Source organism: Staphylococcus sp. HMSC063F05 (assembly GCF_001837075.1).
In the GTDB taxonomy this organism is placed as follows: domain Bacteria; phylum Bacillota; class Bacilli; order Staphylococcales; family Staphylococcaceae; genus Staphylococcus; species Staphylococcus epidermidis.
On record NZ_KV831309.1, the window covers coordinates 52,890 to 64,721 of the forward strand.

Genomic DNA, 11,832 nt, shown 5'->3' on the forward strand with positions numbered 1-11,832 from the left:
ATGAGTCCTTATTTTTTAACAAATTGAATTACCTATAGAAAGGAATGGACATATGTTAAGTATTAAAAACTTATCAAAGGTCTATGCAGGTGGTAAAAAAGCTGTAGATAATATGACCATAGACATTGAATCAGGAGACTTTATTGCATTTATTGGGACAAGTGGTAGCGGTAAAACAACTGCCCTTAGAATGATTAATCGTATGATTGAATCTACAGAGGGAGAAATTACCATTGACGGTAAAAATATCAAAGAGCTTAATCCGGTTGAGCTTCGTCGCAGTATCGGTTATGTCATACAACAAATCGGCTTAATGCCACATATGACAGTGAAAGAGAATATTGTTCTCGTACCAAAGTTATTAAAATGGTCACAAGAGAAAAAGGATGAGAAAGCGAAAGAACTTATACGCTTAGTAGATTTACCAGAAGAATATTTAGATCGATATCCTTCAGAATTATCAGGTGGTCAACAACAACGTATTGGTGTTGTAAGAGCACTCGCAGCTGAACAAGATATTATTTTAATGGATGAACCGTTTGGTGCACTCGATCCAATAACAAGAGATACATTACAAGACTTAGTCAAAAAATTACAACAACAATTAGGAAAGACATTCATTTTTGTTACACATGATATGGATGAAGCAATCAAACTTGCAGATAAAATATGTATTATGACAAATGGACAGGTGGTTCAATATGACACGCCAGATAATATTTTACGTAGTCCAGCGAATGATTTCGTTAGAGACTTTATTGGTCAGAATCGCTTAATTCAAGATAGACCTAATATCCGTACAGTTAAAGATGCGATGATTAAACCCGTGACAGTACATGTTGACCGTTCTCTTAATGATGCGGTGAATATTATGAGAGAGAAAAGAGTCGATACGATATTTGTTGTCGGCAATGATGAGCATTTATTGGGTTATTTAGATATTGAAGATATTAACGAAGGATTAAGACATCATAAAGAACTTATAGATACGATGCAACGAGATATTTATAGAGTACGTATTGATAGTAAGTTACAAGATTCTGTTCGTACAATTCTTAAACGTAATGTACGTAATGTACCCGTTGTTGACAGTGATAATAAAACATTATTAGGCCTTGTCACTCGAGCTAACCTTGTAGACATTGTTTATGACAGTATTTGGGGAGAGTTAGAATCGGATAACAATGATAATCATTCTGGGATTGTTGAACCCGAATCCACAGGAGTTGAGACACCATGATAAAGTTTATTTCGGAACATAGTGGTATGTTATTTGCAAAGACATTCGAACATTTGTACATATCGATAGTGGCATTGGTTATTGCAATGATCGTAGCGGTTCCTTTAGGCATTTTATTATCTAAAAAAGAAAAGCTTTCGAAAGTGTCATTGACGATAGCTGGCGTTTTACAAACGATACCTACATTAGCGGTATTAGCTTTAATGATTCCATTATTTGGCGTAGGAAAAACACCTGCAATTATAGCGTTATTTTTATATGTATTATTACCAATTTTAAATAATACGATTATAGGCATTCAAAATATAGATTCCAACCTTAGAGAAGCAGGACGTAGTATGGGAATGACTAACTTTCAATTGATGAAAGATGTTGAGTTGCCACTCGCATTACCATTAATACTTAGTGGAATTAGACTGTCTTCGGTCTATGTCATTAGTTGGGCAACATTGGCAAGTTATGTTGGTGCTGGTGGTTTAGGTGATTTTATCTTTAACGGATTAGCGCTATTTGAACCGAGTATGATTATTACTGCAACTATTCTTGTCACTGCTATTGCACTTATTGTAGATTATGTTTTATCACTGATTGAAAAATGGGTTGTACCTAAAGGATTAAAAGTTTCCAGATAATCATTGAAGGAGGATAATATGAAAAATTATAAAAAATATCTGATTGTTTTAGTATTATGTCTAACAGTGTTATCTGGATGTAACTTACCCGGTTTAAAAAATAGTCATTCAGATGACGATGTTAGAATCACAAGTTTAGGAACAAGTGAATCACAAATTATATCGCACATGCTGAGATTACTTATTGAACATGATACAAAAGGTGAAATTAAACCTACCTTAATTAATAATTTAGGTTCAAGTACGATTCAACATAATGCTGTCACAAGTGGCCAAGCTAATATGTCAGGTACGCGTTATACAGGCACTGACTTAACAGGGGCGTTGAAAGAAGATCCGATTAAAGATCCTAAAAAGGCCATGAAAGCGACACAAGAAGGATTTAAAAAGAAATACAATCAAACCTTCTTCAATTCGTATGGTTTCGAAAACACGTATGCATTGATAGTGACAAAAGAAACAGCTAAAAAATATCATTTAGAAACTGTTTCAGACTTGGAAAAACATGCGAAAGATTTAAGAGTAGGTATGGATAGTTCATGGATGGACCGCAAAGGTGACGGTTATCCAGCATTTAAAAAAGAATATGGTTATAGCTTTGGTACTGTGAGACCCATGCAAATTGGCCTGGTTTACGATGCACTTAGTTCTGGCAAATTAGACGTAGCAGTAGGTTATTCTACAGATGGGCGTATTTCAGCATACGATTTAAAAGTGTTGGAAGATGATCGTCGATTCTTCCCACCATACGATGCCAGTCCACTTGCATCAGATCAATTGTTAAAAGAGAAGCCAGAGCTCAAACCGATTGTTAAAAAATTAGAAGGTAAGATATCAACAGAACAAATGCAAGAATTAAATTATCAAGCTGATGGTAAAGGAAAAGAGCCTGCAACAGTTGCAGAGGACTTCTTGAAAAAACATCATTATTTTGAAGACGATGACAATAAAAAAGATAAACAGAAAGGTGGTCAATAAACATGGAAGGGAATTTAATACAACAACTCGTTCACTACTACCAAATGAACTTTGGCTACCTATGGGAATTGTTTGTTAATCATTTGTTAATGTCTGTTTACGGTGTTTTACTAGCATGTTTAGTGGGCATACCTCTTGGTATCATCATTGCAAGATTTGGTAAATTATCAGGTGTGATTATTACTATCGCGAATATTATTCAAACTGTTCCGGTTATTGCTATGTTAGCGATATTAATGCTTAGTATGGGACTCGGTATGAATACAGTCATTTTTACTGTGTTCTTATATGCCTTGCTTCCTATTATTAAAAATACGTATACAGGAATTAATGAAGTTGACCCAAATATTAAAGATGCTGGAAAAGGGATGGGTATGACGCGTAACCAAGTATTAACTATGATTGAGTTACCTCTGTCACTTTCAGTTATTATAGGTGGTATTCGGATTGCCCTTGTTGTAGCTATTGGTGTCGTAGCTGTAGGTTCATTTATTGGTGCGCCAACATTAGGTGATATTGTGATTAGAGGTACAAATGCAACTGATGGAACACTATTCATTCTAGCAGGTGCAATACCTATCGTTATCATTGTCATACTTATAGATGTTTTATTACGTTTATTAGAGAAAAAGCTAGATCCAGCTACGTAAGTGATTTAATTTTTTATACAGGGAGGAGTGAGCCAAGATTATGGCTCATATTACATTAAATTATTTATCTAAAACTTTAGGAATGCATCAAATGATTAATGTCATTCTTCCAGAAGATAAAAGTTACTTTGATACAAATGAAAATGCGAAACCATTAAAAACTATGTTATTGCTACATGGTTTATCAAGTGATACTTCCTCTTATATGAGATATACGAGTATAGAACGCTATGCGAATACCCATCAACTAGCAGTGGTGATGCCTAATGCTGATCATAGTTTCTATTCAAATATGGCTTATGGACATAGTTATTATGACTATATACTAGAAGTTTATGATTATGTTCATCAAATATTTCCATTGTCTAAAAAGAGAGAAGATAATTTTATAGCAGGTCACTCTATGGGAGGTTATGGTGCAATCAAATTTGCATTAACGCAAAGTTATCGTTTCTCAAAAGCCGCCATGCTTTCAGCGCCATATGATGTTTCTATGTTTGGTCAATATCAATGGTATGATTTTACTCCAGAAGCGATTGTAGGTAATACGCAACATGTCGCGGGGACATCTTTTGATCCATACTATTTAGTTGAACAAGCAATAGACAATGGACAAGCGTTACCACAACTATATATTACTTGTGGAACTGAAGATGAACTGTATCAAGGTAATATTGATTTTGTGAACTATTTAGATGAAAAAGGTATTCCATATCAATTTAAAAAAGCGCCAGGTAATCACGATTATGCATTTTGGGATAAAGCAATAGAAGATGTCATTGACCGTTTTACATCATCACATATTTAAAAAGAATGTTAGAATATAGTTAAACTCGTACGGCTTTTGTTAAGATTAATAAAGAAGTGGGAGAGCGTACGTATTGAATGAGTTAGATTATTTCAACAATGAAGCGTCCCATGCATGTAAAATTTGAATATAGAACTTTTTTATTTAAGCATCGACTGCTAATATGCTAAGAACGCCTAGGACGACTATTAATGTCCTAGGCGTTCTTTTTTCGTCATTTCTAAAAGATATAACTATGAATAGGTAAATCTTTTTCCACTTTTAAAAGATTATGAGTATATTAAAACTTGTGTAATTAGTAAGCCTCCACCAAATATTAAAACAAACGCGACAACAGGCCATACGAAACGTAACCAGTGTGAGTAACGCATGTTTAACATTTGAAGTGTTGCCATTACAAGTCCAGTAGGCGCTAAGAACAACATTGCATACTGACCGAATTGATATGTTGTAACAATAACAAATCTTGGTATACCTACCGTATCAGCTAATGGCGCAAAGATAGGCATAGATAGTACTGCTAATCCTGATGATGATGGCACGATAAATCCTAAACAGAAAAAGATAAAGAGTAACACGATGATGAATAAAGGCCCACTCATATGTTGCACGATAGATGATGAAAAGTGCAAGATTGTGTCAGAAATCATTCCTTTATTCAATACTAAATTAATTCCTCGAGCTAAACCAATGATTAAAGATACACCTACTAAACTTGAAGCGCCATTAACGAATGCATCTACAGTGCCTTTTTCGCCTAACCCATATTTTCCTGTTCCAGCAATGAACATGATGATAATGGTAAAGATTAAGAATGCAGATGCCATGACTGGGAACCACCATCCTTGTGTCATGACGCCCCAAACCATAATAGGGAATGGTAAGACGAAAAGCGTAAGAATAATCTTTTTACGTAATGTAAACTCAGAAGAACCGTCATCATGGAGCACAGACCATTGTTTTTCAAATGCTGCTTTGTCTTCATAAGAATAAGAGGATTTAGGATCTTTTTTAATTTTTTTACAATACCAGAACAAATAACTAATAACAAATATGGCACCGATGATACAAGCGCCTATTCTCCAATAAAGACCATCAGTAAAAGTTGTTCCTGCTGCATTAGAAGCAATGACGACTGAGAATGGGTTGATTGTTGAGAATGTACTGCCCACAGAGCTTGCTAAGAAAATTGCACCGACAGAGACAATAGAATCATATCCGAGCGCAATAAATATTGGAACGAGTACAGGATAGAACGCTACAGCTTCCTCTTCAATGCCACATAGTGTTCCACCCAGAATCATTAAAATCGCTACGAACATAATCAACATAAATTCATGGCCTTTGGTTTTTTGAGTAAGTGCTAACAATCCTGATTCAAAGGACCCGCTCGCTTGAACAATACCAATCAGTCCACCTAGAACAAGTATAAAGACCATAATATCGACGGCTTCGATGGTTCCTTTAACCATGCTACTAGTAATTTGATCAAGACCAGCTGGATGTTGTTTTAGACGTTCGTAAGTATTAGGAATTGAAACGGGTTTATTAATTGCACCAGATTTAAATTGTTCTATTTTGATTTTAACTCCTAATCGATCAAGCTCTTTTTGTGTTCCAGGAACTTTTTTTACCTGATGATGAGGATTGACAATTTTTAATTCTTGGGATGAAGGTTCATATGAAAGTTTTGAGTATGCACCCGCGGGGATTATCCAAGTTGCTATAACTGCGACAACTGTTAGGATAAAGAGAATCATAAATGCACCTGGCATTCTAAAGTTAAAACGTTTTTTCTTTTTATTATCATTGATCGCTTGTTCCAACGGTTTCATCTCCTTCGACAGTTAACCTAAAATAAAAGCCTATCAATTGAATTTGGTTAGTATTTTACATGATTGATTAAGGAAGTGCACCCTGTATGAAATGGAGAGGAGTGGAATAACAGGATGCACTGTATGAATATGATTAAATTAATTTCTACTTATACGTTAAAACGTTACTTTGTAATGAGTGTGCCAATTTTACCTTCTAGTGCTGCATCTAATTGATTTAATGATGTGATGAGCACGCTACCGTTAGGATTATTTTCAATAAAGGAGATGGCAGATTCGATTTTAGGTAGCATGCTGCCTTTGGCAAATTGTTCTTCTTCAATATATGTTTTAAGCGTATCTATATTTGTTGTTTTAAGTGCTTGTTGTTGGTCAGTATGATAGTTGATATAAACATAATCAATCGCTGTTAAAATAATGAGTTGATCACAGTGAATATCAGCACCTAATAATGCACTTGTTTTGTCTTTATCGATGACGGCATCTATACCTTTAAAGCTATCATGCTGTTCGCGAATGACTGGTATACCACCTCCACCTGCAGCGATGACGAGTGTGTCATTTTCTACTAGAGTTTTAATACTTTCCAGTTCGATAATAGATATTGGTTGTGGTGATGGTACAACGCGACGGTAACCTCGACCAGCATCTTCTACAAATTGATAACCTTTTTCCTGTTGAATACGATTTGCTTCTTCTTTAGTGTAGAACAGACCGATGGGTTTACTTGGACTATTAAAAGCTGGATCGCCTTCATCAACTTCTACTTGGGTAACTAGTGTGACAACTTGCTTATCTATGCCCATTGAATGAAGTTCATTTTGTAAACTTTCTTGAAGTTGATAGCCGATGTAGGCTTGACTCATAGCGCCACATTCAGCAAATGGAAAAGCAGGACCTTGATCGTGTTCAGCTGCATAATTCAGACCAAGGTTAATACTTCCTACTTGTGGTCCATTACCGTGACTAATCACAATTTCGTGACCTTTAGTAATTAATCCTACTAGGGATTTAGCTGTATTTTTTACTAATTCAAGTTGTTCTTGTGGTGATTTTCCTAAAGCGTTTCCACCTAAAGCTACTACAATTTTAGCCATTTCACTCACTTCCTTCTATAATTTAGAATTCTCCTAAAGTTGCTACCATGACCGCTTTAATTGTATGCATTCTATTCTCAGCTTCTTGGAATACTACAGAAGCTTTGCTTTCGAAGACATCATCAGTGACTTCCATTTCACTAATGCCATATTTTTTATAAATTTGTTGACCAATTTTAGTTTCTGCATTGTGGAAAGAAGGTAAACAATGTTCAAAAATAACATTTGGATTGCCTGTTTTTTCTAATAATGCTTGGTTAACTTGATATGGTTTTAAAAGTTTAAGGCGTTCTTGCCATACTTCATCAGGTTCGCCCATTGATACCCAAACATCTGTATAAATAACATCAGAATCTTTCACGCCTTTATCAATATCATCTGTTATTAAAATGTTACCGCCATTTTCCGTCGCAATACGTTCGCAACGATTTAATAATTCTTCTGTCGGATTGAGTTCTTTAGGACAAACAAGATGGAAATTCATACCCATAATGGCAGCACCTTGCATTAATGCGTTAGCAACATTGTTACGTCCATCGCCAACATAAGTAAAGTTGATATCAGCATACTCTTTTTTCAATACTTCTTTAGCAGTTAAAAAGTCAGCAAGCACTTGTGTAGGGTGATCTTCATCGGTTAATCCATTCCATACCGGAACACCTGAATATTGCGCTAATGTTTCTACAGTACGTTGAGAGAAACCTCGGTACTCAATACCATCATACATACCACCAAGTACACGTGCTGTATCTTTAGCAGTTTCTTTTTTTCCCATTTGAGAACCTGTAGGTCCAAGATAAGTGACGTGTGCACCTTGATCATGTGCGGCAACTTCGAATGCGCAACGTGTTCTAGTGGAATCTTTTTCAAAAAGAAGCGCGATATTTTTATTTTTTAGCATAGGCTTTTCAGTGCCGATATATTTGGCACGCTTCAAATCTTCGGAGAGTGTTAATAAAAATTCTACCTCTTGTCGTGAAAAGTCTAATAAAGTTAAAAAGCTTCTGTTACGTAAATTTTTCATCAATAACAACTCCTTGTGAATGAATTACAATTTTATTGTAAGCGTTTCCTTGCAGTTTTCAACTTAATTAAAAAATTGTAATTTTTTATTAATAAATCAATGAACTTTTTATTAACATTGAATTTGAATAGTGTGAAATTTGTCAAAAAAGGTTTATGTTTAAGTTAAAACCAACTTTAAAGAATTTAGAAAATTCAATTAAAGTGAATTTAACACATTTTAAATAATGAAGGTAGATTAGAATCAAAATGTAAGAGGTATGTTAGTTGAATAAACCGTAGTAACTTCTTTATATTATTAGTGAATTCTCAAAATAATTGTAAAATTATATTGATTAATCACTTGTTCTTTATTATATTTAGAAACATCTCTTACAATAAACCACAACTTACATGAAATTTAAGCTAACAGTGGATTATTCTAATTAAATTGAAGGTCATTCAAAGTAAAAAGGGCATATTAGTATAATAGGAGGAACAGTAAGATGAAAGTGTATAAGTTGAATTATCAACACCATAAAGATATTGTTGATGATAATGTATTAACGATGTTCGTAACAGCTGATAATCAAGATGAAGTTGAAGCGTTTGCGAAAAAATTACATTACAAGATTGAACATTTATCTCCATTAACTAAAAAGGAATTTGAAGATGAGAAAGCGAAAGATTCACACTATAGACTTGAACACGTGGATCACTATTTAAATTAATTATTCAATCATATATCAGAACATCCTGTGATCATTCGTTTGGTTACAGGTTTTTTTACGCATGAGATTAAATGTTAATGTCACTAATACAAGGAGTGTATAAATGGAAATAACAAATGTTAATCATATTTGTTTTTCAGTGAGTGATTTAAATACCTCTATACAATTTTATAAAGATATTTTACATGGTGACTTATTAGTATCAGGTAGAACGACAGCATATTTAACTATTGGTCATACTTGGATTGCACTGAATCAAGAAAAAAATATACCAAGGAATGAAATAAGTCATTCCTATACGCACATTGCTTTCTCCATAGATGAAGAAGATTTTCAACAGTGGATTCAATGGCTTAAAGAGAATCAAGTAAATATTTTAAAAGGGCGACCAAGAGACATTAAAGACAAAAAATCGATATATTTTACAGATCTGGATGGGCATAAAATTGAATTACATACTGGAACATTAAAAAATAGAATGGAATATTATAAATGTGAGAAGACGCATATGCAATTTTACGATGAGTTTTGATATTTTAATTGATATGTAATTTTTTGAAAAAATTTATGATTCATTTTGTAATAAAATTACTATATACTAAAATTTGTAATTTTCAATTATTTTAATGAGGTGAATCAATGAATAAATTATCAAAGTACATTGCAATAGCTACATTAGCATCGACAGTTACAATTTCAGCACCAATTCATACATATGCATGTGAATCTCATACTAAAGATAACCATAATCAAACGACACAACATCAAAATGCTCCCAACCTTGGTGAACAAAATGTAATGGCTGTCTCATGGTATCAAAATTCTGCCGAAGCGAAGGCACTTTATCTACAGGGATACAATACTGCAAAATATCAGTTAGATGAACATATTAAAAAGGATAAAGGTAAGAAAAAACTTGCTATAGCTTTAGACTTAGATGAAACAGTTCTTGATAATTCACCATATCAAGGATATGCTTCTATGCACGATACGTCTTTTCCAGAAGGATGGCATGAATGGGTTGCTGCAGCGAAGGCAAAACCTGTTTATGGCGCCAAATCATTCTTAAAATATGCTGACAAAAAAGGTATCGATATTTACTATATTTCTGACCGTGATAAGGAAAAAGATTTTAAAGCTACAAAGGAAAATTTAAAAAATATTGGACTACCGCAAGTGAAAGATAATCATATTTTACTAAAAGGGAAAAACGATAAAAGTAAAGCATCGCGACGTCAACAAGTCGAAAAAAATCATAAGTTAGTGATGTTATTTGGTGACAATTTGTTAGATTTTACAGATCCTAAAAAATCTACTGCTAAAGAACGTGAGAAACTCGTACAGAAGCATGCAAAAGATTTTGGCAAAAAGTATATTATTTTCCCAAATCCAATGTATGGAAGTTGGGAATCGACACTTTATCATAATCAATACGAAATAAGTAAGAATGAAAAGGATGAACTACGAAAGTCATCAATTAAACAATTTAATCCTAAAACGGGTGAAGTAAAATAATTCCTGACATTAAATACTAAATTTCTATTAGTAAAAGAAAGTTTTACACATAATTATTGTATTGTGTGCAGACACTTTAATAATTAATAAAGTTATATTTACATGGAGTACTTTAATTCCGTGTTATACCATTGCGAGGATGAAACAATGTACGCGTTGTTCCATCCTTTTTTTTATAAATATTTTCAATCGTATCTAGATTAATGTAAACTTATAATATAGAAAAGTTTACAATGTGCAATCGAATGATTTGAAAATGCTAATTTTTAAGAAAAAGGAGTTAAAGATTATGACATTAAACCTAGCTCAACGTGTGTTAAATCAAGAGTCATTAACAAAAGATGAAGCAATATCTATTTTCGAAAATGCTGAAATTGATACATTTGATTTATTAAATGAAGCCTATACAGTGAGAAAACATTACTATGGTAAAAAAGTTAAGCTTAATATGATATTAAATGCTAAAAGTGGTATCTGTGCAGAAGATTGTGGGTACTGTGGGCAATCTGTAAAAATGAAAGAAAAGCAACGTTATGCACTTGTTGAACAGGACCAAATTAAAGAAGGCGCTCAAGTGGCAACTGAAAATCAAATCGGTACATACTGTATCGTTATGAGTGGTAGAGGTCCTAGTAACAGAGAAGTCGATCATATTTGCGAAACAGTGGAAGATATTAAAAAGGTACACCCACAACTAAAGATTTGTGCGTGCTTAGGATTAACGAAAGAAGAACAAGCTAAAAAATTAAAGGCTGCTGGTGTCGATCGTTATAATCATAATTTAAATACGAGTGAGCGTTATCACGATGAAGTAGTAACTACACATACATATGAGGATAGAGTGAATACGGTTGAAATGATGAAAGATAATAATATTTCTCCTTGTTCAGGCGTGATATGTGGTATGGGAGAGTCGAATGAGGACATTATTGACATGGCATTTGCTTTAAGAGCCATTGATGCTGATAGCATTCCTATTAATTTTTTACATCCTATTAAAGGAACTAAATTTGGTGGATTAGATTTATTGTCACCAATGAAATGTTTAAGAATTATAGCGATGTTTAGGTTAATCAATCCAACAAAAGAAATTCGAATTGCAGGTGGACGGGAGGTAAATCTACGTTCATTACAACCACTCGCATTGAAAGCGGCTAATTCAATTTTTGTAGGAGATTACTTAATTACAGGCGGTCAACCGAATGAGGAAGATTATCGCATGATTGAAGATTTAGGGTTTGAAATCGACAGTTAAATTATAATTAAAAATATTTTCAATAAATGTAAATATAGTTTTAAATAAATTGTCATAATGCACTAACCATGCGCTGTTTTAATGATTTT

General features: G+C 33.6%; 12 protein-coding genes. 9 read left to right on the plus strand and 3 right to left on the minus strand.

Translation table 11 applies throughout. The annotated features are described in order from the left end of the window. Nucleotides 1–52 precede the first annotated feature (52 nt). Genes HMPREF2576_RS01220 through HMPREF2576_RS01240 form a run of 5 tightly spaced genes read left to right on the plus strand, consistent with a single transcriptional unit; the run spans nt 53 to nt 4,308 of the window. Complete coding sequence (locus HMPREF2576_RS01220) at nt 53–1,240, plus strand: betaine/proline/choline family ABC transporter ATP-binding protein (protein ID WP_002446867.1); 1,188 nt, start codon at nt 53–55, stop codon at nt 1,238–1,240. Next, nucleotides 1,237–1,872 carry an ABC transporter permease gene (locus HMPREF2576_RS01225; protein ID WP_001830452.1) on the plus strand — a complete coding sequence of 212 codons (636 nt, stop codon included), beginning with the start codon at nt 1,237–1,239 and terminating at the stop codon, nt 1,870–1,872. Before HMPREF2576_RS01220 ends, HMPREF2576_RS01225 begins: the two co-directional genes overlap by 4 nt. Nucleotides 1,873–1,890: 18 nt before the next feature. Beyond that, nucleotides 1,891–2,850, plus strand: coding sequence for an osmoprotectant ABC transporter substrate-binding protein (locus HMPREF2576_RS01230; RefSeq protein ID WP_001830497.1), 960 nt, complete (start codon nt 1,891–1,893; stop codon nt 2,848–2,850). A 2-nt stretch (nt 2,851–2,852) separates the two neighbouring features. Further along, nucleotides 2,853–3,500 carry an ABC transporter permease gene (locus HMPREF2576_RS01235; RefSeq protein ID WP_001830555.1) on the plus strand — a complete coding sequence of 216 codons (648 nt, stop codon included), beginning with the start codon at nt 2,853–2,855 and terminating at the stop codon, nt 3,498–3,500. 40 nt (nt 3,501–3,540) lie between these two features. Then, complete coding sequence (locus HMPREF2576_RS01240) at nt 3,541–4,308, plus strand: alpha/beta hydrolase (RefSeq protein WP_002470523.1); 768 nt, start codon at nt 3,541–3,543, stop codon at nt 4,306–4,308. Nucleotides 4,309–4,577: 269 nt separating this feature from the next. Here the strand turns inward: HMPREF2576_RS01240 and HMPREF2576_RS01245 are convergent, their stop codons facing one another. From HMPREF2576_RS01245 to argF, 3 genes are all read right to left on the minus strand, one after another. After that, nucleotides 4,578–6,143 carry a YfcC family protein gene (locus HMPREF2576_RS01245; protein ID WP_002456769.1) on the minus strand — a complete coding sequence of 522 codons (1,566 nt, stop codon included), beginning with the start codon at nt 6,141–6,143 and terminating at the stop codon, nt 4,578–4,580. A 164-nt stretch (nt 6,144–6,307) separates the two neighbouring features. After that, complete coding sequence (arcC, locus tag HMPREF2576_RS01250) at nt 6,308–7,240, minus strand: carbamate kinase (RefSeq protein ID WP_001830533.1); 933 nt, start codon at nt 7,238–7,240, stop codon at nt 6,308–6,310. Between the two features lie 22 nt (nt 7,241–7,262). Then, nucleotides 7,263–8,264 (minus strand): ornithine carbamoyltransferase, encoded by a 1,002-nt coding sequence (gene argF, locus HMPREF2576_RS01255; RefSeq protein WP_002467624.1) that lies wholly within the window; start codon nt 8,262–8,264, stop codon nt 7,263–7,265. 484 nt (nt 8,265–8,748) lie between these two features. On the opposite strand from argF, the gene HMPREF2576_RS01260 reads away from it, so the two are divergent. The 4 genes from HMPREF2576_RS01260 (at nt 8,749) to bioB (ending at nt 11,743) form a co-directional block, all read left to right on the plus strand. Beyond that, complete coding sequence (locus HMPREF2576_RS01260; protein ID WP_001830485.1) at nt 8,749–8,973, plus strand: hypothetical protein; 225 nt, start codon at nt 8,749–8,751, stop codon at nt 8,971–8,973. A 103-nt stretch (nt 8,974–9,076) separates the two neighbouring features. Next, nucleotides 9,077–9,505: a FosB family fosfomycin resistance bacillithiol transferase gene (locus HMPREF2576_RS01265; RefSeq protein ID WP_058649704.1), complete on the plus strand. Its 429-nt coding sequence runs from the start codon at nt 9,077–9,079 to the stop codon at nt 9,503–9,505. Nucleotides 9,506–9,612: 107 nt separating this feature from the next. After that, entirely contained in the window at nt 9,613–10,488 is an 876-nt protein-coding gene (locus HMPREF2576_RS01270; RefSeq protein WP_002484650.1) for a 5'-nucleotidase, lipoprotein e(P4) family, read from the plus strand. Nucleotides 10,489–10,777: 289 nt separating this feature from the next. Then, a complete protein-coding gene (gene bioB / locus HMPREF2576_RS01275; RefSeq protein ID WP_002500328.1) occupies nt 10,778–11,743 on the plus strand; it encodes a biotin synthase BioB in 966 nt (321 codons plus the stop codon). Nucleotides 11,744–11,832 lie beyond the last annotated feature (89 nt).

Bases quoted from the DNA above. Each gene is read 5' to 3' on its own strand.
- HMPREF2576_RS01220 (WP_002446867.1), top strand. From the start codon at position 53: ATGTTAAGTATTAAAAACTTATCAAAGGTCTATGCAGGTGGTAAAAAA.
- HMPREF2576_RS01225 (WP_001830452.1), top strand. From the start codon at position 1,237: ATGATAAAGTTTATTTCGGAACATAGTGGTATGTTATTTGCAAAGACA.
- HMPREF2576_RS01230 (WP_001830497.1), top strand. From the start codon at position 1,891: ATGAAAAATTATAAAAAATATCTGATTGTTTTAGTATTATGTCTAACA.
- HMPREF2576_RS01235 (WP_001830555.1), top strand. From the start codon at position 2,853: ATGGAAGGGAATTTAATACAACAACTCGTTCACTACTACCAAATGAAC.
- HMPREF2576_RS01240 (WP_002470523.1), top strand. From the start codon at position 3,541: ATGGCTCATATTACATTAAATTATTTATCTAAAACTTTAGGAATGCAT.
- HMPREF2576_RS01245 (WP_002456769.1), bottom strand. From the start codon at position 6,143: ATGAAACCGTTGGAACAAGCGATCAATGATAATAAAAAGAAAAAACGT.
- arcC (WP_001830533.1), bottom strand. From the start codon at position 7,240: ATGGCTAAAATTGTAGTAGCTTTAGGTGGAAACGCTTTAGGAAAATCA.
- argF (WP_002467624.1), bottom strand. From the start codon at position 8,264: ATGAAAAATTTACGTAACAGAAGCTTTTTAACTTTATTAGACTTTTCA.
- HMPREF2576_RS01260 (WP_001830485.1), top strand. From the start codon at position 8,749: ATGAAAGTGTATAAGTTGAATTATCAACACCATAAAGATATTGTTGAT.
- HMPREF2576_RS01265 (WP_058649704.1), top strand. From the start codon at position 9,077: ATGGAAATAACAAATGTTAATCATATTTGTTTTTCAGTGAGTGATTTA.
- HMPREF2576_RS01270 (WP_002484650.1), top strand. From the start codon at position 9,613: ATGAATAAATTATCAAAGTACATTGCAATAGCTACATTAGCATCGACA.
- bioB (WP_002500328.1), top strand. From the start codon at position 10,778: ATGACATTAAACCTAGCTCAACGTGTGTTAAATCAAGAGTCATTAACA.